Origin of the sequence: Novosphingobium acidiphilum DSM 19966, from assembly GCF_000429005.1 — a bacterium.
Lineage (GTDB): Bacteria > Pseudomonadota > Alphaproteobacteria > Sphingomonadales > Sphingomonadaceae > Novosphingobium > Novosphingobium acidiphilum.
In genome coordinates this window covers 56,646-83,076 of sequence record NZ_AUBA01000002.1, presented here as the reverse complement: position 1 = coordinate 83,076, position 26,431 = coordinate 56,646, and the positions used below count along the sequence as shown (strand labels likewise).

At 65.1% G+C, this 26,431-nt stretch carries 24 protein-coding genes; 14 read left to right on the top strand and 10 right to left on the bottom strand.

What is annotated here, in order from left to right; translation table 11 throughout:
- Positions 1 to 512: 512 nt before the first annotated feature.
- Positions 513 to 830 carry a hypothetical protein gene (locus G404_RS20270; protein ID WP_156906157.1) on the bottom strand — a complete coding sequence of 106 codons (318 nt, stop codon included), beginning with the start codon at positions 828 to 830 and terminating at the stop codon, positions 513 to 515.
- A 108-nt stretch (positions 831 to 938) separates the two neighbouring features.
- On the opposite strand from G404_RS20270, the gene G404_RS17740 reads away from it, so the two are divergent.
- From G404_RS17740 to G404_RS0101870, 3 genes are all read left to right on the top strand, one after another.
- Complete coding sequence (locus G404_RS17740) at positions 939 to 1,370, top strand: alpha/beta hydrolase (protein WP_036520016.1); 432 nt, start codon at positions 939 to 941, stop codon at positions 1,368 to 1,370.
- A complete protein-coding gene (locus G404_RS17735; RefSeq protein WP_028639580.1) occupies positions 1,370 to 1,756 on the top strand; it encodes a C-glycoside deglycosidase beta subunit domain-containing protein in 387 nt (128 codons plus the stop codon). The genes G404_RS17740 and G404_RS17735 overlap by 1 nt, the downstream gene beginning before the upstream one ends.
- 74 nt (positions 1,757 to 1,830) lie before the next feature.
- A complete protein-coding gene (locus G404_RS0101870) occupies positions 1,831 to 3,498 on the top strand; it encodes a family 43 glycosylhydrolase (RefSeq protein WP_051280033.1) in 1,668 nt (555 codons plus the stop codon).
- Positions 3,499 to 3,571: 73 nt separating this feature from the next.
- Here the strand turns inward: G404_RS0101870 and G404_RS0101865 are convergent, their stop codons facing one another.
- Positions 3,572 to 4,903 carry an NAD(P)-binding domain-containing protein gene (locus G404_RS0101865; RefSeq protein WP_028639578.1) on the bottom strand — a complete coding sequence of 444 codons (1,332 nt, stop codon included), beginning with the start codon at positions 4,901 to 4,903 and terminating at the stop codon, positions 3,572 to 3,574.
- A 114-nt stretch (positions 4,904 to 5,017) separates the two neighbouring features.
- Here G404_RS0101865 and G404_RS17730 point away from each other — a divergent pair, with 114 nt between their 5' ends.
- From G404_RS17730 to G404_RS17725, 3 genes are all read left to right on the top strand, one after another.
- Positions 5,018 to 5,542 carry a pyridine nucleotide-disulfide oxidoreductase gene (locus G404_RS17730; RefSeq protein WP_156906156.1) on the top strand — a complete coding sequence of 175 codons (525 nt, stop codon included), beginning with the start codon at positions 5,018 to 5,020 and terminating at the stop codon, positions 5,540 to 5,542.
- Positions 5,542 to 6,810 carry a cytochrome c family protein gene (locus tag G404_RS0101855; RefSeq protein WP_028639577.1) on the top strand — a complete coding sequence of 423 codons (1,269 nt, stop codon included), beginning with the start codon at positions 5,542 to 5,544 and terminating at the stop codon, positions 6,808 to 6,810. Before G404_RS17730 ends, G404_RS0101855 begins: the two co-directional genes overlap by 1 nt.
- A gap of 65 nt (positions 6,811 to 6,875) precedes the next feature.
- Positions 6,876 to 8,507, top strand: coding sequence for an NAD-dependent malic enzyme (locus G404_RS17725; RefSeq protein ID WP_036520013.1), 1,632 nt, complete (start codon positions 6,876 to 6,878; stop codon positions 8,505 to 8,507).
- Here the strand turns inward: G404_RS17725 and G404_RS0101845 are convergent.
- The 4 genes from G404_RS0101845 to G404_RS0101830 form a co-directional block, all read right to left on the bottom strand.
- Positions 8,498 to 8,746, bottom strand: coding sequence for a hypothetical protein (locus G404_RS0101845; RefSeq protein ID WP_028639576.1), 249 nt, complete (start codon positions 8,744 to 8,746; stop codon positions 8,498 to 8,500). The two genes, G404_RS17725 and G404_RS0101845, sit on opposite strands and share 10 nt — an antisense overlap.
- 4 nt (positions 8,747 to 8,750) lie before the next feature.
- The gene (locus tag G404_RS0101840) at positions 8,751 to 9,230 is read right to left on the bottom strand and encodes an RDD family protein (protein WP_245584346.1); all 480 of its coding nucleotides are present in this window, start codon (positions 9,228 to 9,230) and stop codon (positions 8,751 to 8,753) included.
- A 109-nt stretch (positions 9,231 to 9,339) separates the two neighbouring features.
- Positions 9,340 to 10,467: a hypothetical protein gene (locus G404_RS20810; RefSeq protein WP_245584345.1), complete on the bottom strand. Its 1,128-nt coding sequence runs from the start codon at positions 10,465 to 10,467 to the stop codon at positions 9,340 to 9,342.
- Positions 10,468 to 10,522: 55 nt separating this feature from the next.
- Complete coding sequence (locus G404_RS0101830; RefSeq protein WP_028639573.1) at positions 10,523 to 12,004, bottom strand: glycosyltransferase family 2 protein; 1,482 nt, start codon at positions 12,002 to 12,004, stop codon at positions 10,523 to 10,525.
- Between the two features lie 119 nt (positions 12,005 to 12,123).
- Between G404_RS0101830 and G404_RS0101825 the strand changes: the two genes are divergently transcribed.
- On the top strand, positions 12,124 to 12,678 hold the full coding sequence (locus tag G404_RS0101825; RefSeq protein ID WP_245584344.1) for a cytochrome b: 555 nt from the start codon (positions 12,124 to 12,126) through the stop codon (positions 12,676 to 12,678).
- A 12-nt stretch (positions 12,679 to 12,690) separates the two neighbouring features.
- Complete coding sequence (locus tag G404_RS0101820; RefSeq protein ID WP_028639571.1) at positions 12,691 to 14,112, top strand: APC family permease; 1,422 nt, start codon at positions 12,691 to 12,693, stop codon at positions 14,110 to 14,112.
- Here G404_RS0101820 and G404_RS0101815 read toward each other — a convergent pair.
- The 3 genes from G404_RS0101815 to G404_RS0101805 all read right to left on the bottom strand — a co-directional run bounded on the left by G404_RS0101815 (position 14,098) and on the right by G404_RS0101805 (position 17,385).
- A complete protein-coding gene (locus G404_RS0101815; protein WP_051280031.1) occupies positions 14,098 to 14,988 on the bottom strand; it encodes an alpha/beta fold hydrolase in 891 nt (296 codons plus the stop codon). The genes G404_RS0101820 and G404_RS0101815 overlap by 15 nt on opposite strands.
- Positions 14,989 to 15,071: 83 nt before the next feature.
- Entirely contained in the window at positions 15,072 to 15,845 is a 774-nt protein-coding gene (locus G404_RS0101810; RefSeq protein WP_028639569.1) for a DeoR/GlpR family DNA-binding transcription regulator, read from the bottom strand.
- Positions 15,838 to 17,385, bottom strand: a complete 1,548-nt coding sequence (locus tag G404_RS0101805) for a glycerol-3-phosphate dehydrogenase (RefSeq protein WP_051280054.1) — start codon at positions 17,383 to 17,385, stop codon at positions 15,838 to 15,840. Before G404_RS0101805 ends, G404_RS0101810 begins: the two co-directional genes overlap by 8 nt.
- A gap of 114 nt (positions 17,386 to 17,499) precedes the next feature.
- Here G404_RS0101805 and glpK point away from each other — a divergent pair, with 114 nt between their 5' ends.
- Together glpK and G404_RS0101790 are read left to right on the top strand one after the other, a co-directional pair.
- On the top strand, positions 17,500 to 18,993 hold the full coding sequence (glpK, locus tag G404_RS0101800; RefSeq protein WP_028639567.1) for a glycerol kinase GlpK: 1,494 nt from the start codon (positions 17,500 to 17,502) through the stop codon (positions 18,991 to 18,993).
- Positions 18,994 to 19,249: 256 nt separating this feature from the next.
- Entirely contained in the window at positions 19,250 to 20,038 is a 789-nt protein-coding gene (locus G404_RS0101790; protein ID WP_245584343.1) for a hypothetical protein, read from the top strand.
- On the opposite strand, the gene G404_RS17720 is transcribed toward G404_RS0101790, so the two are convergent.
- Positions 20,039 to 20,956, bottom strand: coding sequence for a LysR family transcriptional regulator (locus G404_RS17720; protein WP_036520010.1), 918 nt, complete (start codon positions 20,954 to 20,956; stop codon positions 20,039 to 20,041). It lies immediately after the preceding gene.
- Positions 20,957 to 21,260: 304 nt separating this feature from the next.
- Between G404_RS17720 and G404_RS0101780 the strand changes: the two genes are divergently transcribed.
- The 4 genes from G404_RS0101780 to G404_RS0101765 are packed head-to-tail and all read left to right on the top strand — an operon-like array spanning position 21,261 to position 26,431.
- Entirely contained in the window at positions 21,261 to 22,490 is a 1,230-nt protein-coding gene (locus G404_RS0101780; RefSeq protein ID WP_028639565.1) for an aromatic ring-hydroxylating oxygenase subunit alpha, read from the top strand.
- Positions 22,480 to 23,739 (top strand): aminotransferase class I/II-fold pyridoxal phosphate-dependent enzyme, encoded by a 1,260-nt coding sequence (locus tag G404_RS0101775; protein ID WP_028639564.1) that lies wholly within the window; start codon positions 22,480 to 22,482, stop codon positions 23,737 to 23,739. The genes G404_RS0101780 and G404_RS0101775 overlap by 11 nt, the downstream gene beginning before the upstream one ends.
- On the top strand, positions 23,736 to 25,283 hold the full coding sequence (locus G404_RS0101770) for an FAD-dependent oxidoreductase (protein WP_028639563.1): 1,548 nt from the start codon (positions 23,736 to 23,738) through the stop codon (positions 25,281 to 25,283). The genes G404_RS0101775 and G404_RS0101770 overlap by 4 nt, the downstream gene beginning before the upstream one ends.
- On the top strand, positions 25,280 to 26,431 hold the full coding sequence (locus G404_RS0101765; protein ID WP_028639562.1) for an NAD(P)/FAD-dependent oxidoreductase: 1,152 nt from the start codon (positions 25,280 to 25,282) through the stop codon (positions 26,429 to 26,431). Before G404_RS0101770 ends, G404_RS0101765 begins: the two co-directional genes overlap by 4 nt.

Below are 26,431 nucleotides of genomic sequence, written 5' to 3'. Positions count from 1 at the left end.
GACAAGGGCGTAGGGGCATTCCAAGCCCGAATGCTGCAAGCACGGTTGAAGTGGCGGGCAGAACGTGAGGCCGTGGCTGATCAAGCCTGCCGTCTTTTGCTTGAAGTGCGCCGGTAGCAGCTAGTAGCTCGATCTGCGCGGCGGCATGTCCCTTGCAACCCGTTGCTACAAAATGTGCTACAAAATCTAAGCCGGCATGACCTAAAACATATTGATAATCCTATCAAAGTAAGAAATAGCGTCGTTTCCCTGCCTCTCCGCCAACTACCTCTGATTTTCCTCGATAAAATGCACTTTTTCAGGCGTTGCCCATGACTAAGCCCACGAACGGGTTGCGGCTGGACCTGAATTGACGCGAACGGATGCGGGCAGTGCGGCACCTAGGGGCCAGTTTCGGCAGCAGTGCGCGCGCGCTTTATGGCGTCGGAAAATTCAGATCGGTTCGCGGCTAGTGCATCCACAGTGTTTGCGCTGTGTATTATCACTGGCAGACTTCGACGCCCTCCAGCCCCCTATCCACACCTATCGGCGGCGTCCCGCGCATTTTGCGTTATGGTTGCGGTCGCTTTCAACCAGCTTTGCGCTGCATCATTCGTTTCGAGATAATGACCTTCGGGCGTCTTCGTCCTTGGTTCCATTTTAAGTAAGCTGACAAATTGGCCCATACCTTCGCGCATTCGCGTATGGGCGCTTGCCAAGCCGATTGCGGCGCTTTCACCGGCGTCGGTTGCGGCCTTCCATTGCGGCGCTCTTGGCCAGTCGCCATCGGTGTTGTCAGTGGTGCGAAAGTTCGCTGGAATTGCGTTAAAAGTACGAAGAGCTTCAGACATGATCGACCTTTCAAAAGTCAGATTGTAAGTTAGGTTGGAAGTTTCGGATTTGATTGCGGTTCAAATTGCGATTAAAATAATGATTTAAATATCTAATTACGGCGACATATGGCCGATGGCCTTGGCGCGCTTCGCTATGTGCGCGCCCACGCCAATGAGTACGGCATCGATCCGCACCGCATCGGGTTCATGGGGTTTTCCGCCGGCGGGTTTCTGACCCGTTCGCTGGTCGAGCGTTCGGGTCCGGAGCGCCCCAATTTCGTCGGGCCGATTTATCCCAACATGGCCGCGATCAAGGTGCCCGCGGATGCGCCACCGATGTTCGTGGCGGTGGCATCGGATGACTTTCTGCTGGCAAAAGTTCACGGCTTTCCGCTGGTTGAGGCCTATCGAGAGGCGGGCCGGCCGGTCGAATTCCATCTGTTTGCAAGCGGCGGTCACGGGTTTGGCGCGGGCATCGCGGGCACGCCCACCGAAGGTTGGCTGGATGTCATGCTGCGCTGGCTGCGGTTGCAACATTTTCTTGAGGACGCGCGCTGATGTTCGACAAATATATTATCGACCCCGCCACTGTGCACAACACCGGGCCCGTCGATGCGCCCACCGGCTTTGCCTTCGAAACGCGCCTTGGATATTATCGCGGGATCACTCTGTCGCTGATCGAAGATCTGGCCGTGTCGATCGACGGTCAGGTCATGCCGCGTGACGCGATCGCGTTCGATGACGGCAAGGGCGCGCTGACTTTGGCGCAAATGGAGACAGTCTACGATCGGCGCTGGGGGTTCGGCACACCGGCCACGGTGATCGTCAGCTTGCCCGGCGGTTTTCCGAAGGGCGACCACCGCCTGGGGCTGCAACAGCGGCTGCGCATCTCGTACATGCCGTTCCCGTCGTTCAACAACGACGAGAAGACGATCTGTTTCTGAACCATCACCCGCGCTGGCTGGCGGGGCGAGCCTGACAGCGACTTGCAACGCCACGCTGGCGAGAACCGGAGGCCATGGTGACCACGCGCCGAGACGCATTGAAGGGTGCCCTGACCGGATCGGCGTGGTCGCTGCTGGGCGGGGCGCCGACGCAGGCGCAGGGCGCGGGAGGCGGTGCGGCGTTGCCGGCTGCGGGCTGGGGTGTGGGAATCGAGGGCCAGCGCAAGGCGGACCTGGGCACCGGTTTCTATCGCAATCCGGTCATGGCCGGCGACCATCCCGATCCAACCATCCTGCGCGATGGCGATCGCTGGTATATGACCCATTCCTCTTTCGATGCGGCGCCGGGCCTGATGATCTGGCAATCGGTCGACCTGGTCAACTGGACGCCGGTCGGTCCCGCGCTCGACACGCCGCTCGGCACCGTGTTCGCCTGCGACCTGGCCAAACATGACGGTCGGTATTACATCTATATTCCGTTCATGCGCGCGCCGTGGTCGCGCGGGCTCAAAAGCTGGGCAAACATCCATGTCATCCATGCGCCGAGCATCACCGGTCCGTGGAGCGATCCGATCGACCTTGGCATTTCCGGATATATCGATCCCTGTCACATTGTGGGTGAGGACGGGCATCGTTACCTGTTTCTGTCGGGGGTCAGCCGGATAAGGCTGAGCGGTGACGGACTGGCTACAAACGGCGCGATCGAGCACGCCTACGACGGCTGGCATTACCCCGATACCTGGGTGACCGAGGCCTATGCGCTGGAAGGGCCCAAGCTGCTGCGCCGCAACGGCTGGTTTTACCTGATCAGCGCGGTGGGGGGCACCGCGGGGCCGCCCACCGGCCACATGGTCATTGCCGCGCGATCGCGCAGCATCGCCGGACCGTGGGAAAATGCCCCGAACAATCCGATCGTCCATACCGCCAGTGCCGCCGAGCCATGGTGGTCGCGCGGACATGCGACCGCGGTCGAAGGACCGGGCGGCCATTGGTACCTGGTCTATCACGGTTACGAGAACGGCCTGCGCACGCTTGGCCGCCAAACCCTGCTCGAGCCGATGCCCTGGAGCGCCGATGGCTGGCCCGTGGCGCTCGGTGGCGATCTGTCGCGGCCCTTGCCAATGCCCACCGGGCAGCCGGGTGGAGCCGACGGCATTGCGCGATCGGACAGCTTTGTGCGCAACACGCTGGGTGAACGCTGGTCGTTTTATGCAGCGGACCCGACCGAGGCGCATCGGGCCGAATTTGGTCCCGAGGGCCTCGTGCTTGCAGGCAAAGGCACCAGCCCGGCAGACAGCTCGCCGCTGACCCAGATGGTCGGCGATCCCGCGTATCAGATATCGGTGTGCATGGAATTGCTCGGGGAAAGCCAGGGCGGACTGCTGCTGTTCTACAACGATCGCCTGTTTCTGGGTATGGGCCATGACGGCACACACATGACCACCTGGCGTGGCGGCAAGGCGAGCTATTGGCAGGAACCCGCGCCGCCATTGCGCACGATCCACCTGCGCATCGTCAACCGGCGCACTCTCGTGACGTTCTACTACAGCGCCGACGGCCGCAGCTGGACGCGGCACACGGTCCGCAGCGAAACCTCGGGCTATCATGTCAACACGATCGACGACCTTGCCAGTTTGCGCCCGGGCCTGTTTGCCACCGGCCCGGGGCGCGTGCGGTTTCGCGACTTTGCCTACCGCGCGCTGCCCGAAACCGGTACGCACCCGCAGGACATTGACGCCTGAGCCTTGCCGTCGCGCGTCTTGACCGTCCGCCGTGCCCGGGGGTGTGGCCAACCGGCACCCGCCCCGCCTGGGCTTATAGCGTGGTTACCGGCACGCCGTGGTGGGTTTGCACCGCAATGCCGATCCGGGCCAGCCATTCACGCGGCAGGGTGCCCCCGGCACAGATGATCACCGTGTCGTTGGGCAGCGTGATCGTGCCGTGCAGACCGTCGACTGTCACGTCGGTCCTGGAAATCGCAACGGGGCGCGATGCGCGGTGGATGGTGATCGCGCCAGACCGGCCCAGCGCCTCGGCCGCATCGCGGTTGGCGGGGCGCGCGCGCGAAAATGCGCTGCCGCGGTGCACCAGGGTCACCACGGTATCGGGCACTTCGGTCAGCGCAATCGCGGCCTCCAGCGCCGTATCGCCGCCGCCCACGACCATCACGCGGTGCCCGGCATATTGGCCAGGCTCGGTCAGGCGATAGACCACTTTGGCCAGATCCTCGCCCGGCACACCCAGTCTGCGTGGTGTGCCGCCACGCCCCATCGCCAGCACCACGCGCCGCGCGCGATAGCGATCCTTGTCGGTCTGGACGACAAAGCCGCCCGCGTCGGGGGTAACCGCATTCACGCGTTCCTCGAACCGGGGGGCAAGCCCGGTGCGCACCAGCACATCCTGCCAGAACGCGAGCAGGCGTTCTTTGGATACCGCGCCCAATCGCACTTCGCCGATCAGCGGCAGATGCGCAGGTGCTGTCATCACCAGCTTGCCGCGCGGATAGTGCGCCACCGAACCGCCCAGGCTGGCCTGGTCGATCGCGACAAAGCGCAACGACCGCTCCATCGCGCCCAGCGCCGCGGCCAGTCCGGCCGGGCCGCAGCCGACAATCACCAGATCAAGCCGATCGGGGTCGTCGGGTGCGATTTCGCTGCGCAGTACGCGCGCAATATGATCGATCGTATCGCGCCCCTGGTTGATCGCATTGCGGATCAGGCCCAGTCCGCCCAGTTCGCCGGCGATGTGGATGCCGGGCACGCTGGTTTCGCCGCCGGCACCCAGCACCGGCACCTCGATCCCGCGCGATGGCGTGCCGAACACCAGCTTGATTGCCCCGGTCGGGCAGGCATCGCGGCACACGCCGTGGCCGACACAGGCCCACGGTTCGATCAAGGTGGCGGTGCGCCCGATCAGCCCCAGCACATCGTGTTCGGGGCAGGCGCGCACGCAGGCGCCGCAGCCGATGCAGCGCGCCGGATCGATCAGGGGGTGCAGTCCGGGCGGTTCGGACAGGCCGGTTGCGCGGTTCTGCATCAACAGCGCGCGGTTGCGCCGTGTGCGCGCGGCGTGGTGCCATGCCCACCCGGCCATCGTCAGGGCAATCGGCACGGCATAGACCGGGATCAGGGCGGTGGAGGCAATCATCGGGCTTTGTTTGCACACACAGCGACATTTGTGCCGCGAATTCCAGCAAATTCTGGCATCACAGCATGGGGTCATCACAAAGGGCGGATTCGCAAAGGGGTTATGGACGGCGCAATGCAACCGATCGATCGTGCGACCACGCGCCCGACCATGTGCGTTGCGTCGATCGATCTGGGCGTGGCGTCGGTGGTTTTGGGCGTGCTGGTGTGGGGCTGGCGCGCGCGCGCCGATCCCTTGCTTGATCCGCATGGCTGGCCGGGGTGGTGGCTGGGATTGACCGGCGCGCTGATGATGGCGGCGGTGGCGGGCTTTTCGTGGCGCAAACGGGTGGCGGCGGGGCGCGGATCGGTGGCGGGTTGGTACAACGCGCATGTGCTGCTCGGGTTGTTCGGGCCGGTGCTGGTGGTCCTTCATGCGCGGTTTGCCTGGGGCTCGATCAACAGCAGCTTTGCGCTGGTGGCGATGGGGCTGGTGGTGTTGAGCGGGTTGCTGGCGCGGTATGCGTTGCCGCTGGCTCGACGCAGCGGCAACACGCCGGCCCTCGCGCTGGCCGAAGGCTGGCATTATCTGCACCTGCCGCTGTTTGTCGTCATGATGCTGGCGGTGATCCTGCACGTCTATATGGCACACGCCTACTGATGCGCGGGCTGTCGCGCCTGTTGCTGATCGTGGCCATGGTCCTGCTGGGGGGGATCGGCGCGTTGCGCGCCGAAACCCCGATCGAGCGGCTGGTCAGCCCCGGGCCACTGTCGCCCGCGCATGCCCGGTTCGAGGGGCGCTGCAGCGCATGCCACCTGTCGTTTCAACGCCAGGCGCAGCCCGCGCAGTGCCTGGCGTGCCACACCGGGATCGCGCGCGATCGTGCCACGCAGACCCGGTTTCATGGCCTGGTGACCCAGGCGCGCACCCAGGCCTGCCGCACCTGCCATGTCGAACACCAGGGCACCGCGCATCCATTGGCGCAGCTTGATGCAAAGACATTCCATCATGACAGCCAAAGCGCGTATCGCCTGACCGGCGGGCACCGCCGCACGCAATGCGTTGCCTGCCATCGCGGCATGACGCTGTTTCGCGAAACCCCGCAGGCGTGCGCCGCGTGCCACACCCGGCAGGATGTGCATCGCGGCCGGCTGGGTCCGCAATGCCAATCGTGCCACACCACCGCGCGCTGGCGCGAAGTATTGCCGTTCGATCATGACCACACGCGCTATCCGCTGACGGGCGCGCATCGCACGACGGCCTGCCTTGGCTGCCATGTGGGCGAACAGTGGCACGGCGTTTCGACCGCATGCGTGTCGTGCCATTTGCGCAAAGATGTGCATCGCGGGGCCGATGGCCCGAAATGTGCCGATTGCCATCTGACCACCGATTGGCGCACGATCCGTTTCGATCACGAACAGGTCCGCGCCTTTCCGTTGCGCGGCGCGCATCGCCCGCTCGCGTGCGTCGCGTGCCACGCGATTGCGGCGCGCCCGTCACGCGCGCCGGTGGCCTGTCTTGGCTGCCATGTGAAAGACGACGTGCACAAAGGTGCCGACGGCCCGAAATGCGAAAGCTGCCACAGCCAGTCAACCTGGAAAGTGGACAAGTTCGATCACGCCAGGACCGGCTTTGCGCTGATCGGGTATCACACCCGGGTCGCTTGCGTGGCATGCCATCCGCAATCGGTGGACAAAGTGAAAGTGGGCGCGCGCTGTATCGATTGCCACAAACGCGACGACGTTCACAACAACACGCTGGGCCCGGTGTGCGAACGCTGTCACAAGGCGACGGGTTTCCGCATCGAAGGCGTGCCGCGCCTGGAAACCCCGTGGCACAGCCGGATGAAAGCACCGGCGCCTGCGCCCCCGCAGCGCCGCAAGACTGTCGGCATGCCTGATTTCCCAAGGTCGGGGGTGCGCGATTGATCCGACTTGCCTATGCCGCGGTCAGCGCATAGCGACGGCGCTACCGTGCCGACCAGGAGCCTTCGATGACGACAGACTATGCAGCCGCGCGTGCGCTGCTCAACGATCCGCTGACCAACCGCGGCACGGCTTTTACACTGGAAGAGCGCGACGCCTATGGTCTGCACGGACTGTTGCCCAGCCACGTGTTCACGCTGGCCGACCAGATCGAGCGGCGCTGCCAGATGCTTGAAGGGATGGATTCGGATTTTCATCGCTATGCGTTCCTGCGCGAATTGCAGGACACCAACGAGGTGCTGTTTCACGCGGTGGTGCAAAGCGATCTGCCGCGCATGCTGCCGCTGGTCTATACGCCCACGGTGGGCGAAGGGTGCGAACGTTTCAGCCAGATTTTCCGCCGGCCGCGTGGTCTTTTCCTGACCTGGCCCAATCGCCACCGCATTCGCGAAATCCTGGCCGATCCGGCATTCGATCGGGTGAAAGTGATCGTGGTGTCGGATGGCGAACGCATCCTTGGGCTGGGCGATCAGGGCGCGGGCGGCATGGGCATCCCGATCGGCAAGCTGGCGCTCTATACGGCCTGCGCGGGGTTCCACCCTGCCGAAGTGCTGCCGATCCTGCTCGATTGCGGCACCGACAATCCCAAACGGCTGGACGATCCCTTGTACATCGGGTGGCATTCGCCGCGCGTTCGCGGTGCCGACTATGACGCCTTTGTCGAGGAATTCGTCAGCGCGGTCGACGAACGCTGGCCCAATGTGCTGCTGCAGTGGGAAGATTTTGCCGGCAAGAACGCCTATGACCTGCTGCACCGCTATCGCGATCGGTTGCTGACATTCAACGACGATATCCAGGGCACGGCAGCCACCGCGGTCGGCACGATGCTGGCTGCGGTGCGTACCACAGGGGTGCCTTTGGCGGCGCAACGTGTGCTGTTGTATGGCGTGGGCGCAGCGGGCAGCGGGATTGCCGAAATGCTGGTCAAGGCGTTCATGGCCGAAGGCGTGGACGAGGCTGCGGCGCGCGGCGCGATCTGGGCGATCGATCGCGACGGGCTGATCGTGTCCAACATGCCCGATCTTGGCCCGCAACAGGTGGCGCTGGCGCGCGATCCGGCCGATGTGGCCGGTTGGCCGCGCATCGGCAATGGCCGGATCGGACTGGAACAGACCATCGCCCAGGTGCGGCCGCATGTGCTGATCGGCGCGTCTGGGCAAAAGGACGCGTTCAACGAAGGCACCGTGCGCCTGATGGCCAGCCTGGTCGAACGCCCGGTGATCTTTCCCTTGTCCAACCCGGTGTCCCGCGCCGAGGCAACGCCCGCCGACATCCTGCGCTGGAGCGATGGCCGCGCGATCGTCGGCACCGGCAGCCCGTTCGGCACGCCGGGCGTGACCCAGGTCAACAATGTCTATATTTTCCCCGGTGTCGGGCTTGGGGCGCTGGCGGCCAAGGCCAGCGTGGTGACCGATGGCATGTTCATGGCCGCAGCGCGGCGGCTGGGCGAACTGAGCGCCGAGATTGGCGATGGTGGCGCGGGCCTGTTGCCGCCGATCACCGGCTTGCGCGAGGTGGCGCTGCGCATTGCGATCGCGGTGGCGCAACAGGCGCTGGACGAAGGCGTGGCAGGTGTCGAGGCCGATGCCCTGACCCGCGATGCCATCGCGGCGCAGATGTGGGAACCGGCCTACGATTGATCGGGATGGCGGTGCGGCCTTTGATCGAATGTGCGCGGGCGGATCACTGCCACCCCCACCACGATGGCCCACAGCGCAAACACCACCGCCACCGCCATCACGCCGATCATGGCCAAGGCATGACCGATCGGATCGCGCGGCAACGCGTCGAGCGCCATCAGCGCCAGGCCGCAGGCCATGATGGTCCAGCGACTGTTGCCAACGATCGTGCGATGATTGCGCGCCAGCCAGTCGCGCATGCGATCAGCCGAACGTTTCGCCATAACGCAGCGCCCCGCGATCGCCTTTGACCACCAGCGTATCGGCGATCATGTCGTGCAGGCCCTGCTTGCGGTCGGTAAAGGCGATCATCACAAAGCCGATATAAAGGATCACGCCCGACAGGATCTTGGCGAAATAGCGCCCGGTCGCCCGGCCAAAGCTGATGCGATAGCCGTTGGTGTCCATCACGATCAGACCCATGGCCTGCTTGCCAAAGGTCGCCTGCTTGTCCGAGGATTCCATGACCGCGTGATAAAGCCAGCCGGCCACGAAGGAAATCAGCGTGCTGATCACCAGGATCACGATGCTTCCGCCGCCGGTCAGGATGCTGAGGCCTGTGCCCAGGACAAGCGAAACGGCCAGCCGGATGATCGTTGACGCAATGCCAATGATGATCGCATCAATCAGATAGGCCACAAACCGGACCCAGAACCCGCCATAGATCATACGAATCGCCCCCACGTGTGTTTGCCCGTTGTCCAAACATGCGCATTGCTGGCCAAAACGGAAACCAAATTGCGGCGATTGCAAGTGTACGCGCCAAAATGGTTCGGTTTTTGGGCCGTAACGGTCAGGGGCGCAGCACCAAGGCGGTTATGCCCGTGGCGTGGTCGGACATGAACGGATAGGCATCTGTGCCCGCCTGGCGGTCCTTGTTGATCGATCGCGCCGGGATGGCGCCGGTTGCCTTGTCCTGATGCGCGATCAGCCAGGTTTTTGCGCGGGCAAGAGGCGTGGCACTTTGCGGCAGGGCGGCCTCGCGCAAGGCAAAGGCGGCGATCGCGGTGGCATAGCCATCGCTGGTGGCGGGCAGATCGGTCTTGTCGAGCCGTTTCCACGGGGCAAGTGCCGGCAGGCTCCAGCCGCCGTCGGCCGCTTGCCCGGCGGCAAGTTCGGCCACGATCGCCGCGCGCTGGTCGGGGGTGGCAATGCTGTGCAGTTCGCTGTCGGCAATCAGGATCAGCGTACGGGTATAGAGCGACTGGCCGGTCAGGCCGCCGCGCAGATAGGCGCGCAGCGCTTCGATCTGGGGTGCAATTGCGGGGTCGGCGGCATAATTGGCGGGCGCGCGCGCCACAGCCAGCGCCGACAGCGTGGCGCCCCAATAGGTGGCAGACGGCGATTCCCAGGGTTCCAGGTGAAAATTCAGCCAGGGAAACCCGCCCTTCATCTCTCCGGTCTGGATCTGCATCGCCCACATCTGGGCAAAAGCCTGCCGCGTATCGGTACCCCACGCGCCGCGTTCGGTGTCGCGCGTGGCCAGGAACAGGGCGTTCAAAACCGATTCGACGCCGCGCGATTCGCCCGATTTGGGCATGCCGTTCTTCTGATCGGTATAAAAGGGATCGATTTCGTGCCACAGGTACACCCGCTTGGTCACGTCGTCGAACATCGCCAGTTCGGCCGGGCTGCGCTGCGCGCCCGGCAGGCCGCCGCGCAAGCCGGGGCGGGCCAGCACATGCGGCAGCGCGGTGTGGCACGAAATGCACACGGTATCATGATCGCGCTGCGCCTTGGGCCAGTGCCGCCACCAGTCGAGCCGTGCGTCGAGATAGCGCGCGGCGCCCGCGGCATCCCACGCAGGCGCGTTTTTCGGCGCGGCCTCGGCGCGCATCAGTGCGGTCGTGGCAAACAGCGCGGTTGCACCGATCAGCAGGGTGCGGCGCAGGTGGACAAACGGGCGATGACGGCAGGCCATGGCGCGCAATCTAGCGTATCGGCGCCCCCGCGAAAGGGGGCGAACGGCGTACGGCTCAGACCGTTTCGGGGGTGCGCACGCCACCGGGCAGTGTGATCGCCGAACCCGCCAGTGCCGTCCGGCTTTGCTTGCCCCAGCTGCCGCCCCCCGACAGGAATGCGATCCAGCCCCAGCAGGCCCCGGCATGGCGCAGCAACTGGAACGTGAACGGTTCGAAGAACGATGCGATCAGCGCGCGGCCGATACCCAGTCCGTCGGATTGCCCGGTCCAGCGGCGATACAGCGCGATCGACCACAGGTGAAAGGTCAGGTCGATCACCACTTTGGCCAGCATCACGACGACAATCGCACCGGCCAGCGGCAGGGCCCCGCGCACCAGCAGCGACACCAGAATACCGAACGCGACCAGGCCAAAGATCGGCTGTGCGGTATCCAGCGCCTTGACCACCAGCATCCGCGTGCCCAGCGTACCGAACGCAGGATTGCCGACCATGTCGCGGTTCCAGTGCTGGGTCTGCAGAAACCCGCCAAACCAGCGCCGCCGTTGCCGCATGAACGCCATCGGGCTGGCCGGGGCATCGGTGCTGGCAATTGCCCGGCCGATCACGCGCACGCGCCAGTCCTGTCCGGTTTCGTGCGCATGGCGGTGCATGCGGTGGATCAGTTCGTAATCTTCGACCATGCAATCGGCATCAAATCCGCCGACGGTGATCACCGCCTGGCGCCGGAACCCGGCAAAGGCACCCGAAATCAGCAGCAGGCCGTCCTGTTGCATCCAGGCAAAGCGCGACAGAAAATTGCGCACATATTCATAACGCTGAAACCACTGGAACAGGCGCTCGGTCGGCCGGGTGCCGCAGATCGGCACCAGCACCCCGGTCGCAGCCACCAGCTGCGGTTCGGCGGCAAAGGCATCGCGCATCGCGGCCAGCGCGCCCGGCGCCAGCAGCGTGTCGGCATCGACCGTCAGCAACAGTTCGGTATCGAGCAGCGGGATCGCAGTGTTGAGCGCGCGTGCCTTGCCACCATGCGGCAGGCGCAACCAGCGCAACGACGGCAGCACCGGCGAAGACGCGCTCATCTGCCCGGGCGCAGGTGGCTCCAGGCCATAGGCGTCGCGCAGCACTTGCGCGCTGTCATCGGTTGAACCGTCGTCGGCCAGCACGATCAGATCGGGCGCCTGGTCTTGCGCGGCCAGAGTGTCGATGGTGATGCGCAGCGATTGCGCTTCGTTGTGTGCGGCGACGATCGCGCCAAGCCGCGCGCGCGGCATGTCTGCCGACGGCGGCGGGGTGGCACGCATGGCATGGCGCAGCGGCCACAATTGCACCGCGGTAAACAACAGCAGAAACGTGTCATACCCGATATAGGCAAGGCCCACCGACCAGCCAAGCAGGCTTGACCGCATGACGCTTTGCCACAGCAGGATCACCAGCAGCGCGGGGCCGGCCCAGCCGAGCAGCGCGCCCACCCACGGCACTGGACGTGGAGAAAGGCGCGGAGAGAGCGCTTGAAAGCCGGGGTCAAGAATGCTCATGTGTGCCTACCTGTCCGATCCGGGATGAACCTGAGCTTTCACGCAGGCGCGCCATGGCAGGTTTCGATGGTGGCTGACACTGTTTTTGGCGGAGATTGTCCAAGATGCCCCAAAGTCCATTGGCCCAGCGTTATACTGCGGTTGCCGTCGCCCTGCATTGGCTGGTGGCTGTCGGTATCATCTACAATCTGTTCGAAGCGCTGGTCGTCTTCGATGACAATACGCCCCGGCCGGCGATCGATCTGCACAAATCCATCGGCATTACGGTCATCGGCCTGGTGGTTTTGCGCATACTCTGGAAAATCGGGCATCCCGGCCCCAAGCCGTTGCCCGGACTGAAAGTGTGGGAGCGCAAGCTGTCGGTCAGCGCGCATCACCTGCTGTATCTGTTGATGGCAATCGTTCCGCTGGCCGGATGGTTGCACGATTCGGCCTGGAAGGGCGCGCCAACGCATCCGCTGGTGCTGTTTGGGGTGATCCCGTGGTTCCGGATGCCGCTGTTTGGCGGCCTGAATGATGCGGGCAAGGATTGGTGGCACGAAAAACTGTTTGCCGTGCATCAATATTCAAGCTGGCTGCTGGCCGGGCTGGTTGCGCTGCATATTGCCGGCGCGCTCAAACACCAGTTACTCGATCATCAGCCGCAGTTCCGGCGCATGTGGTTCGGCAAGTGATCGCCTGACGCGATGGCGGTCATGACCGGCGCACAAAGCCGGCCACCCCGCGTGATGGGGGTGGCTGATTTGGCGCTGTTTTACATGGTGACCGGGATTTCGCTGCGCTGGATCGCGTCTGCGGCCACATTGGGCCCGCAGGCGCTGTGGTACTGGGCGATGGCGTTTGCCGGTTTTTACATCCCGCTGGTCGCGGCGGTGATCGAACTGTCGTCGCGCTATCCGCAGGAAGGCGGGCTTTACGTCTGGATCCGCGAGACCTTCGGGCCGTTTGCAGGGTTCATGGCGGGGTGGAGCTACTGGACATCCAACCTGCCGTATTTTCCCTCGGTTTTCTATTTCGATGCCGGCAACGCGCTGTTTCTGGGCGGCGCGCGGATGCAGGCATGGGCGGGCAGCACCGCCTGGTTCATGTCGTTTGCGCTGATCGCGCTGGGGGCTATTACCGCAATCAACATTGCCGGGCTGAAATGGGCCCGATGGCTTCACGGCACCGGTGCGGTCGGGATGTGGCTGCCCACGCTGATCGTGGTCGGGCTGGCAGGCGTCTGCTGGTGGCGGTTCGGCAGTGTCACGCGGTTTGACGCCGCCTCGGCGCGCCCGGCGTTCGACCTTGGCCATGTGATCATCCTGTCGAGCCTGGCCTTTGCGCTGTCGGGTCCCGAGGCGGCCAGTTTCATGAGTGGCGAGATCCGCGATCCGCGCCGCACCATCCCGCGCGCGCTGCCTCTGGCGGGCATGGTGGTGCTGCCGGTGTATCTGCTGGGCACGATCGCGGTGCTGGTGGTGATGCCCGCAGGCTCGGTCAATCCGTTGCAGGGGCTGGTCCAGGCCGGATCGATTGCGTCGGCGCATCTGGGGATCGGCTGGCTGGCGTGGCCGATCGCGCTGCTGATTACGGTGGGCAATCTGGGGGCGGCCAGCGGTTATTTGTCGGGATGCGCGCGGCTGCCGTTTGCAGTGGGGATCGACCATATGCTGCCCCCGGTGTTCGCGCGCGTGCATCCGCGCTGGGGCACACCGTGGGTGGCGTTGTTGCTGCAAGGCGGGCTTGGCGCGGTGTTCTGCGTGCTGGGGCAGGCGGGCACCGGCGTGCAGGGCGCCTATGAGGTGCTGGTCAGCATGGGCATCATCGCGGCATTTCTGCCGTTTGCGGGGGTGTTTCTGGCGGTTCTGCGCGTCAACAGCGATGCGCGCGCGCACGCGCCCGACGTGTCGCGGCTGCCGGGCGGGCGGCCGGTTTCGACCATGCTGGCGCTGATCGGGCTTGGCACCACGCTGGTGGCGCTGGTGCTGGCGGTCTTGCCCGCGGCAGACGAAGCGAACAAGCCGCTGGCGCTGGCCAAGATCATCGGGCTGACGCTGGTGCTGCTGGGGGCAGGTGCTGCCATCTATCGCGCCGGGCGCAGGCGCGCGGCATCACACGTCGGGTAACCATTCGTCCAGGATTGCGTTCACCGCTTCGGGTGCTTCCTGTTGCACCCAGTGCGAAACGCCGGGCAGGCGGCGCTGGGTCAGGTCGGGCACATAGCGGTCGGTGCCGTCGAGCGTTTCCAGGCCCAGCGCGGTGTCGGCCTCTCCCCAGATCTGCAAGGTCGGCACATCGACCCGGCCATTGCCCACCGCCATATCGCCGCGAAAGCGATACGCGGCACGATACCAGTTGATCATGGCCGTCATGGCCCCGGGCTGGGCTGCGGCATGCGCATAGACATCGAGCACCGCGTCGGGAAATCGGCTTTTGTCGACCGCCATGCCCCTGAACGCGCGGCGCAGCCCGGCCGCTCGATTGCGCAGCAGGCTGCGTTCGGGCAGCCACGGCAGCTGGAAAAACGCCATGTACCAGCTGCGGCGGCGTTGCGGCCAATGCTTCAGCGCTTCGTTCAGGCATTTGGGGTGCGGCAGGTTCATCACCACCAGCCGTTCGATCGGCCTGATGCGCTGGATCGCAAAATACCACGCCAGCGCGCCACCCCAGTCATGCCCGATCAGCGTTACCCGGCGCGCGCCGCTGGCCACGATCAGTGCGGCAATATCCTGCAGAAGAAACGACACGCGGTAATCGGCGACGTGCGCCGGGCGATACGATGCGCCATACCCGCGCAAATTGGGCGCCCACACGCGATAGCCTTTGGCGACGAGCAACGGGATCTGGTGCCGCCAGGAATAATGCAGTTCGGGAAAACCGTGCAGGCACAGCGCCAGATGATCGCCGCTGCCGGCCGTTGCCACTTCGAACGGCAGCCCGGCCGCAACCACCGTTTCGATCGTGATGCCGCTGTCGGCGGCGGGGGTCCAGCTGGGGGTCATGGCATTCTCGCGCAAGGTTCAGTGGCGCGCAACAGACGCGCAACGCGCCATGCGGTCAAGGGGGCGATCGGCAGATGCGCGCGTCATCCGGTTTCGGTCAGCCGGACACCACTGGCCTGAAGCACCGCGCGCAATTCCGGGCTGGTCAGACGATCGGTAACCAGATGGTCAACCGCATCGATCCCGGCAATGCGGATCGGTGCCGGCCGCCCGATCTTGCTGCTGTCGGCAACCAGCACCACGGTGCGCGCCTGGCGGATGATGCGGCGTGCGACCAGCACTTCGTCGGCGTCGAAATCGACCAGATCGCCCGCCTCGCTCAGCCCTGAGGTGCCGATCAGCGCCAGATCGACGCGAAAATTGTCGATGAACTGGTCGGCCAGCGCGCCGATCACCGCGCGATCGCCCGCGCGCACCTGTCCGCCAACCGCGATCACCGACAGACCTTCACGGCCCGACAGGATATCGACGACATTCAGATTGTTGCTGACCACCATCAGCTTGGCATGATGCACCAGGTGGCGTGCCACCGCCTCGGTCGTGGTGCCGATGTTGATGAACAGCGATGCGCCTTCGGGTACGAGTGCTGCCGCGGCCGCACCGATCCGCGCCTTGGCCGATGCGGCATGGCCGCGCCGTTCTTCATACCGGGCATTGGCAATGCCCGATCCCAGCGCCGCGCCGCCGTGGACCCGCGCAATCAGGGCCCGATCGGCCAGGTGGTTGAGATCGCGACGGATCGTCTGTGGCGTGACGGCAAATTCACGCGCCAGCACCGCCACGTTGGCTTCGCCCGCACGGCGCACCGCCGCCAGGATCGCCCGGCGCCGCCCGGCGCTGCCGCCGGGTTCAGGCATGCCCCAGGCCGGCATAGAACGCATCGATCTGCGCCTCTGCCTGCGGCAGCGTGTGCAGCCCCATCTTGCTGCGCCGCCACAGCACGTCGGCGCCGCTTTTCGCCCATTCGTGGCGCGCCAGATACCTCAGTTCCGCCTCGGTCAGCCCCGAACCGAAATCGCGGCCAAGATCCGCCGCGTCGCGCGCACCTGCCAGCACCAGTTCGGCGCGCGTGCCATAGGCGCGTGCCAGACGACGGATCAGAGTACGGGGCAGGGCGGGGTGTTCACCGCACAGGTCGGCCACAAAGGCATCGAAATCGCCGTTCGGCAAATCTCCGCCGGGCAAACCCGCTCCCGCGGTCCAGGCAGGCCCCGCCATCGGGAAATGGGGGGCAAGCTTTTCCAGCGCATGTTCGGCCAGTTTGCGAAACGTGGTGATCTTGCCGCCGAACACGCTCAGCATCGGGGCCTCGCCGTGTGCTGCGTCAAGATCGAGCACATAGTCACGCGTGACAGCAGAAGCATTGGCGGCATGATCGTCATACAGCGGGCGGATGCCCGAATAGGTCCAACGCACATCATCGATGCCGACGGTCCTGGCAAAATAGCGCCGCACCGTGTCGAGCAGATATTCGGTTTCGTGCGGTGAAATCGTCGCCGGTCCGGGCGGGCCGGTCCATGCCTCGTCGGTGGTGCCGATCAGTGTGAATTCCCCTTCGTAGGGAATGGCAAAAACCACGCGGCGATCGGGGTTCTGCAACAGGAACGCATGATCGCCGGGATAGAGCCGGGGCAGGACGATATGGCTGCCCTTGATCAGGCGCACGCCACGGTCGCGCTGGTTCGACGCGCGTGCGGGATCGCGCGTGCGCTGGATCACGTCTTCAACCCAGGGCCCGGCGGCATTGACCAGCGCGCGAGCGCGCACGGTGCGGGTGCCCGAAGAACCGGCCAGCGTCGCCGTCCATGTCGGGCCTTCGCGCCGGGCGGCAACCAGCCGTGTCCGTGTCAGCACGGTGCTGCCACGACTGGCCGCGTCCATCGCATTGAGCACGACCAGCCGGCTGTCTTCGACCCAGCAGTCCGAATAGACAAAAGCCTTGCGCGCGCCGGGGTTCAGACCTTCGCCCTGGGGCGCACGGGCCAGATCGATCGTCTGCGTTGCCGGCAGTTTCTTGCGCCCGCCCAGATGATCGTAAAGCCACAGACCCAGCCGCACCATCCACGCCGGGCGCGGCGAATGCAGTTGCGGCAGGACAAAGCGCAGCGGCCAGATGATGTGCGGGGCCATGCCCCACAGCCGTTCGCGTTCGATCAGCGCCTCGCGCACCAGGCGGAATTCACCATATTCGAGATAGCGCAGCCCGCCGTGGATCAGCTTGGTCGAAGCCGACGATGTGTGCTGCGCCAGATCCTCTGCCTCGACCAGCAGGACCGACAGCCCGCGCCCTGCCGCATCGCGCGCGATGCCTGCGCCATTGATCCCGCCACCCACGATCAGCAGATCGACGGTTTCGGACTCTGTCGTGTGATCGGGGGCTTGCTCTGGACCGGTCATGGTGGAATGCTCCGCGCGAGGGTCGATCCGCGCATGGGAATGCGAAAACGAATTTGAAACGAACCAAAACACGCTATAACGAACATCAAACGAAAAGGCGAGAGGGCGAACATCATGACCAAGGCGCAGCATATCCTGGCAATCGACCAGGGCACGACATCGACCCGGGCGATCGTGTTCGACAGCCATGCGCGCCCGGTGGCGACCGCCCAGGCCGAATTCACGCAACACTATCCCGCAGCCGGATGGGTGGAACACGATCCCGAAGACATCTGGCGCGACACCCTGGCCACCGCCCGGCAGGCGATTGCCGAGGCGGGCCTGTCGGCCGCGGGCATTGCTGCCATCGGCATTACCAACCAGCGCGAAACCACCGTGATCTGGGACCGCGCCACGGGCCAGGCGATCCACCGTGCAATCGTGTGGCAGGACCGCCGCACCACCGAAACCTGTCACCAGCTCAAGGCCGATGGCGCTGAGGCGATGGTGCGCGCGCGCACCGGGCTGGTGCTCGACCCCTATTTTTCGGGCACCAAGATTGCCTGGATCCTCGACCATGTGCCCGGCGCGCGTGCGCGCGCCGAACGCGGTGAACTGGCGTTTGGCACGATCGACAGCTTTCTGTTGTGGCGCCTGACCGGCGGCGCGGTGCACGCAACCGACGTTACCAATGCCGGGCGCACGCTGATCTACGATATCCATCGCCAGCAATGGGACGAAGACTTGTGCCGTCTGTTGCGCGTGCCGATGGCGATCCTGCCCGAAGTGCACGACAACAGCCGGCTGTTCGGCACCACCGCGCCGGGGCTGTTCGACGCGCCGATCCCGATTGCCGGGATGGCGGGCGACCAGCAGGCAGCCTTGTTCGGCCAGGTCTGTTTTCAGCCCGGCGAAGTCAAATCGACGTATGGCACCGGCTGCTTCATGCTGATCAACACCGGCGATCAGGCGCTGCCGTCGCATGGCGGTTTGCTGACCACCCCGGCCTACCGCCTTAACGGGCAGATGACCTATGCCCTGGAAGGATCGATCTTTGCCGCCGGCGCCGCGATCAAATGGCTGCGCGACGGACTGGGCGTGATAACCCATGCCAGCCAGACGCAGGACATGGCAACCCAGGTCGACGATGCCCATGGCGTGACGATGGTGCCCGCCTTTGCCGGGCTTGGCGCGCCGCATTGGGATCCTGATGCACGCGGCGCGATCTATGGTCTGACGCTGGGCACGACGCAGGCGCATCTGGCGCGCGCAGCACTTGAGGCGGTGGGATTTCAGACGCGCGACCTTGCCGTGACGATGGCCGCGGACGGGGCGGTCTGGCCGGCGGCGCTGCGCGTCGATGGCGGCATGGCGGCAAATGACTGGTTGTGCCAGTTCCTGGCCGATCTGCTCGATACCCCGGTGGAACGCCCCGATCATCTGGAAACGACTGCGCTGGGCGCGGCATTCCATGCCGGGCTGGCGGTGGGCCTGTGGAGCGGGCTCGACGCGCTGTCGGCCACCTGGCAACGCGGCGCGCGGTTTGTGCCCGGCATGGGCGCAGCGCATCGCGATGCGCTGGTCGCGCGGTGGCAGGATGCGGTTTCGCGCACGCTGTCGCGGCGCTGACGCTTTGGGGGCGGGGCAATGAAGACCAGGTATGTGCGCATGGCGCTGATCATCGCGGCCCTTGCCTTGGGGTTGGCGGTGTTGGCGGTGTTTGCCGGGTTTGACGGCGTGCGTCTGGCTCCGCACGCCGGATAGGGCAGATGGGCCGGATTGGCCCCTTGGCACAGTTGTGCATGGGGCACGATTGCGGCAGGGGGTCGGCAGGGCGCGCATGGATCCGGGCAAAGGCTGCCCGGCTGGCGTCGGGAAATGCGTGATGCGTTGCACCATCGTGTTGCTGCGATCGATTGCCGGTTGCGCCGCTTTGCCGGCATTGATCGCGGGCGGTCATGCACGCGCTGCCGACGAGGAAATCCAGGTCTACATGAACGAGATCAATGCGCCGGGACAGCCGGGGCTGGATCTGCATGTCAACGATGTTGCCTCGGGCAAGGGCACCCCCGACTATCCGGGCGGCCAGTCAAGCCTGCACCGCGTGCGCGTGACGCCTGAATTTTCCTACAGCCTGGACGACCATTTTGAACTCGGCGCCTATCTTCCGCTGACCACCATCGATGCAAACGGCCGGTTCCGCGTCGATGGCTGGAAACTGCGGGTCAAATGGCTGGCCCGCCATCCCGGGCGCGGTTTTTATTACGGCATCAATTATGAAGTCGGGCGGGTCGATTACCGCCTTGACCAGAACGCGTGGAACAATGAGGTCAAGCTGATTGCCGGATGGGAAGGCGATCACTGGATTATCGGCACCAACACCAATATCGATTTTGCGCTGTCAGGGCCCGCCAAAACCCCGGCCAGCGTGCAACTGGCGACCAAAGCGGCCTATAAGCTGGCCAGGGAAACGACCTTCGGCATCGAAAGCTACAACGGCATCGGCGCCTTGCGCAGTTTCGCCAACGTTTCTGCAAGCGAGCATTCGACGTTTCTGGCGCTCGACACCAGGCTGGGCCGCTGGGACCTGAATGCGGGCATTGGCAAAGGCTATGGCACGGCCAAGGACAGCGTGATCGTCAAATTCATCATCGGGGTGCCGATCGGCAAGTGATCAGCCGCCCGGTGCAATCCTTTGCCCGTCGCCGCCCGGGTTGCCCTTGGCAAAATGGCGGATGATCCAGTCGCGCAGCAGAAAGATCGTCGGGTCCGACAGATCTTCGGCGTGCGTTTTCAGGTAATAGGCATAGCCGTCGGCGCCAATGCAATCGAACGGCATGACCAGATTGCCTGCGGCGATTTCATCGGCAAACATGTCGATATCGGCCAGCACCACGCCGGTGGCCGACATGGCATAGCGTACGGCCGAAAACGCGGTGTCGAATGCCAGCCCCCCACCGGTATCCAGATTCAGCCGTTGCTGATCGGCATAAGTGCTCCACAACAGCCCGCGCGGCTCGTTGTCGAGCTTTACGTGCAACAGTTCGGTTTCGGACAGGAACGCTTCGAGCGTCTTGCCCTGGTGCCGGTCGCGGGTGGCGGGCGAACACAGCGGGGCCACGCGCACCATCCACAGCAGATCGGTCACGCGGTCGTCGACATTGGGCCGGTCGAACACGATCGCCATATCGACATTCGCCTGCGGCGTGCCGGTCACGTTCGACGTGGTGACATCGATGCGGATTTCGGGATGTTCCTGGCGAAACCCGTGGAGCAGCGGCAGCGCGGTCTGGTACAGCAGCGATGGCGGAATGTGCAGCCGCAACGGACGGCTTTCGCTGTCGCGATTGCGCACGGTGTTGATCGTTTCTTCCAGCCGGTCGAGGCATTTGGCCACCACCGGCAACAGCACTTCGCCCGCCGGGGTCAGCCGCAGCCCGCTGGCCGAACGTTCAAACAGCGGTTTGCCGATCAGGTCTTCCAGGCTCGACACATGGCGGCTCATCGCGCTTTGCGAAACGGTCAGCGCCTGGGCGCCGGCGGTAAAGCTCAGGTGCCTTCCAACCGCTTCAAACGCGCGCAACGCGTTCAAAGGCAGCCATCGCCGGTTGATCTGGTGATTGCTGGCGATCGCCCTGCCTCCTGTTGTGCCTGACCCGCGCCGGGCCTTGCGCCCGTGCTGTCAATGATCAAGGTCAATATCATGGCGCGAACACGAAATCGCCCCGTGTCGGCCCCTATCCCCACGCAAAAAATCGAATGTGGCCATGACATAATGGGATTCGCTGCGGTGCATGGCGCTGTGCGATCAGCACGGTGTGATCGCACAGGCCGGGGAAAGCCGGTTTCAGTGCGAACCGAATCGATTTTGCGACGCGCCAAAGGGGATACGACACGTGGATCTTGCACAGATCAAGGCGGCATTCGACAGCCGCCGGCCGGGCCACAGCCTGCCGCAGGAGCTGTACAACGATCCGGCGATGTTCGAATTCGACCTGCACGCAGCGTTTGGCCGCACCTGGCTGATGGCCGGGTTTTCGTGCGAACTGCCCACGCCGGGCAGCTACAGCTCGATCAAGGTCGGGCCCTGGCCGATCCTGATCGTGCGCGGGCGCGACGGCGTGGTCCGCGGATTTCACAATTCGTGCCGCCATCGCGGCGCGGTGCTGTGCAAGGAAGGGCAGGGCCGAAGCCCCCGCATCGTGTGCCCGTATCACCGCTGGACCTACAATCTTGACGGCAGCCTGATGAACGCGGCGCGCATGCCCGACGATTTTGACACCAGCGACCACGGACTGCGCCCGGTGCATACCGAAGTGGTGGCGGGCGTGATCTATATCTGCCTGTCGGAGACGCCGCTGCCTTTCGAGCGCTTTCGCGCCGATATGGAGGCGGTGCTCGGGCCGCACGATCTGGAAAATGCCAAAGTCGTGCACAGCGAAGTGCTGGTCGAACAGGCCAACTGGAAGCTCGTGCTCGAAAACGGGCGCGAATGCTATCACTGCCAGGGTTCGCATCCCGAACTGGCCAAGACCTTTCCCGCCGACATGAGCGCCTATTTCGATTTCGGCGGGGCCGATCACGCCGCGCGGTTCGATGCGCGCATGGACGAAATCGGCCTGCCCAAGGGGCCGGTCGGTGAAGGCTGGTGGCAGGCAGTGCGCTTTCCGCTCAATCCCGGCATGATTTCGATGACGGTGGACGGCACGCCCGCATCGAAAAAGCTGATGTGCCCGATCGGCGATGGCGACATCGGATCGCTGCGCTGGGCGCTGGAACCGCATCACTTTGCCCATGCCACCGGTGATCTGGTGTTCTGTTTCAGCGCGATGCCCAGCGGCCCGCGGGAAACGCTGGTGACGGCCAAGTGGCTGATGCACAAGGATGCAGTCGACGGCGTCGATTACGACAGCAGCACGATCGCCGAACCGTGGCACACCACCAATCTGCAGGACCGCGATCTGGCCGAAAACAACCAGAACGGTGTCGACAGCCCAGGCTACACGCCTGGCCCTTATTCGCCCGAGGCCGAAACGCTCGTGCTGCGGTTTGTCGACTGGTATTGCGATCGCGCGCGCGAATATCTGGACGAGCAGCTTGCGAAGGAATGCGTGCATGCCGCATGACCCGGCGATGCAGTATCGACCTGAAACTTTGGCGATAACCAGCGGATATGATCCGGCCAGCGCCAGCGGCGCGGCCAAGCCGCCGGTCTATCTGACGTCGACCTTCGTGTATGAAAGCGCGGCGCAGGCGCGTGACATTCACGAAGCCTATTTTCGCGGCACCGGCCCGATGGCGGGCAAGCCTGCCTATATCTATTCGCGGCTGTCGCATCCCAATCTGGCGATGCTGGAAACGCGTCTGGCGGCGATCGACGGTGCCGAACGCGCGGCGGTGTTCGCGTCGGGCATGGCGGCGCAGAGCGCGATTGCGTTCCAGTATCTGCGCCCTGGCGACAGCGTGCTGCATTGCCGTCCGATCTATGGCGGGACCGATGCGCTGTACAACCACCTGATGCCGCATTTCGGCGTGCATGTGGTGCAGATGTTCGATGGCTGCGATGGCGATCATATCCGCGCGCGCGCCGATCTGGCGCTGGCGCAAGGGCCGCTTTCGCTGATCGTGATTGAAACCCCGGCCAACCCGACTGCGGCGATCACCGATATCGCGCTGGTCGTGGCGATTGCCGACGAGATCGGCGCGCGCACGGGCAAACGCCCGCTGGTGGTTTGCGACAACACGTTTCTGGCGCCGTTTGCACAACGTCCGATTGCGCTCGGGGTCGATCTCAACATGACCTCGCTGACCAAGTATTGCGGCGGGCACAGCGATCTTCTGTCGGGCGGGATCAGCGGGCGGGCGGATCTGATCGAACCGCTGCTGCAGACACGCACGATGCTGGGCAGCCATTGCGATCCGTTCACCTGCTGGCTGGTGCTGCGTTCGCTCGAAAGCGTGGCGGTGCGTTCGGAACGCGCGATGGCCAATGCCGCGCTGGTCGCCGCGTTCCTGCGCGATCATCCCAAAGTCGCCGGTGTGACCTATCTCGGTTTCCTGCCCGAAGGTTCGGTCCAACGCGCGGTGTTCGACCGGCAGTGCCAGGGCGCAGGATCGACCTTTTCGTTCCACCTGCACGGCGGGCAGGCCGAGGCGTTTGCGCTGCTCGACAATCTGCGGCTGGTCAAACTGGCGGTCAGCCTGGGCGGGTCGGAAACGCTGGCCTGCCATTCGGCGACTACCACCCATTACAACGTCGCCGCCGCCGATCGGGCAGCAGGCGGCATCACCGAGGGCACGATCCGGTTGTCTGTGGGGATCGAACATCCCGACGATCTGATCGGCGACTTTGCCCAGGCGCTGGAGCAGGTATGACGCGTATTCACGACCCCCACGCGATCGACGGCAAGATCGCCGCGCCCGATGCCACGCACGATGTGATCGTGGTGGGCGCAGGGCCGGCCGGGCTGGGTGCCGCGCTTGAAGCGGCCAGGGCCGGACGCCAGGTGCTGCTGATCGACGAAAACCCGGTGGCCGCAGCGCTTGTCGGCAGCGATGTGCCGCTGTGGTTTGGCGGGCGCGCCAGCGCCGCGGTGCAGGCGCCCGAACGGCTGATCGAAACGCTGGTCGAGACCGAGCCGCTGATTGCCGAAGCCTTCGAGGCCGGGATCGATGTGCGGCTGGGCACAACGGCCTGGGGCCTGTGGCGCAACCGCGACGGGTCGGCTGCGCTGCCCGAAGCGATGCTGGGGCTGTCGGATGGCCAGACCTCGTCAACCGCAGGCTTTGGCACGCTGATCCTGGCGACCGGCGCGCGCGATTGCGCGCTGGCCTTTGCCGGATGGGACCAGCCCGGCGTGATGGGCGCGCTGGCGTTCCAGACGCTGGTCCAGCGTTATCAGGCGTTTGCCGGGCACCGCGTGGTCATTCTGGGATCGGGCGATCTGGCGCTGGAAACCGCCGCCCTTGCACAGACCCACGGGATCGACGTGGCAGCAGTGATCGAAGTGCGCGATGCGGTGCAGGGCACCGGTGCGGTGCCCGCCGGGCTGACCGTGATGACATCGCAGCAGGTGATCCGCGCCGAAGGCGGGATCAACGGTGTCGAACGCGTGATCGTGCGCGGCGCCGGTGGCGCGGAACAGACGATCGCGTGCGACACCGTGATCCAGGCGATCGACGTGGTGCCGGCGATCGAACTGGCCGAAGTCGGCGGCGGACAGGTCGTGACCGAACCCACGCGCGGCGGGGCGGTGATCGCAGGCGGCGCGGGCGAAGTGCTGCCCCGCGTGTGGCTGGCGGGTGCCGCGGCCGGCCTGAACGGGTCGTATGCCGATGCGCTTGCGCAAGGGCGCGCGGTTGCTGCCGCGGCGCTGGGGCTCGACAGCGTGATCGTGCCCGCGGACGAGGGCTTTGACCGGATGGCCTATCGCGCCGACTGGCTGCGGGCGCTGGTGGCGACAAGCCCCGATACGACGCTGGTGTGCCAGTGCGAAGAGGTCAGCCGCGCTGATCTGATCGGGGTGCAACCCCCGCGGTATCTGTCGCGTTCCGACACGATGGGCACGCGTTCGCTCGGCACGCTGCTGGAAGACGGGCCCCCCGATGCCGAACAGGTCAAGCGCCTGACGCGTGCCGGCATGGGCCTGTGCCAGGGGCGTCGTTGCCGCGAACAGATTTCGCTGCTGCTGGCGATGGCGGCCAATCTGCCGCCAAAGTCCGCGCCGCGCGGCAACTGGCGCGTACCGGTACGGCCGCTGCCGCTGGGCGTGATGGCCGATTGGGATCAGGCGGCAAAAATGGACGAAGGCTGGGACGTGTGGTTCGGGATCGACACGCAGTGGATCCCCTATCGCGACATCGGCACCGAGGCGGAACAGCGCCATCTGGCGGAACTGGGCGGGAACATGCACCTGTGACAACGCATCATGCAAGCGCGCATTACGACGTCATCGTGATCGGCGCGGGGGTTACCGGGCTGTCTTCGGCATGGTGGCTGGCGCGCGACGGCAAATCGGTGCTCGTGCTCGACAAGGGCGTGATCGGCGCCGAAGCGTCGAGCCGCAACGGCGGCGGGGCAAGCCATTATCAAAGCCCGCTGTTTGCCGAAGAACAGCGGCTGTGGCCGATGATGGACGATCTGCTGGGCTATCCCACCGAACACCAGGCCCAGCGCATCATCATTTCGGTGACGCAGCGCGAATTCGACCATTACAACTATATCGGCGATATGTGCACCGCGATGGGCTGGCCGGTTGACAAGATCGACGGCGATACCGCGCGCGAAATGGTGCCGATCACCGGCGACAATTGCCTGGGCGGGATCCACTTGCGCTTTGGCGGACATGCCAATCCGCAACGCACGGTGCAGGCCTATGCCTGGGCGCTGCAGGATCTGGGCGGCCGGATTATCCAGCATTGCCCGGTGACAGGTATCGAAACCGCAGGCGGACAGGTGACCGCGGTCACCACGCCGCAAGGTCGCTTTTCGTGCGGCGCGCTGGTCGTGGCCGCAGGGCCGCAGATTGCCGGGTTGCTGGCGCCGATCGGGATCGATGTGCCGCTGATGGCGGGGCGTGCGGAAATGATCGTGACCGAGCCTGCGCCGCTGATGCAGCTGGGCGGGGTGGACGGCAACGGGCTGTACGGTCGTCAGACGATGCGCGGAAATCTGGCATTCGGCGGCGGTCCGCACGAATGGATCGAAACCATGGCATCGGGCCCGCGCGCGCGTCCGACCACGCCGCTGTCGCGCAGCCTGGCGCGGCGCGTGGCGGAAATGTTTCCCAGGGCTGCGCATCTCAATGTCATCCGGTCATGGGCCGGGATCGTCGAAAACACCCCCGATGGCCGGCCTATCCTTGACCGCATCGACAATCTGGTGATCGCCACGATGTCGGGCGTCGGCTTTGGCCTGTCGCCCGCCACCGGCCATGCGGTGCGCGATCTGGTGGTCGATGGCACGTGCAGCTTTGCCGATATTGCCAAGCTGTCGCTGGCGCGCTTTGCCGGGATCGATCCCGACTGGCGCGCTGCGGCGGGCTGGCTGCCGCTGGCCGGCGCCTGA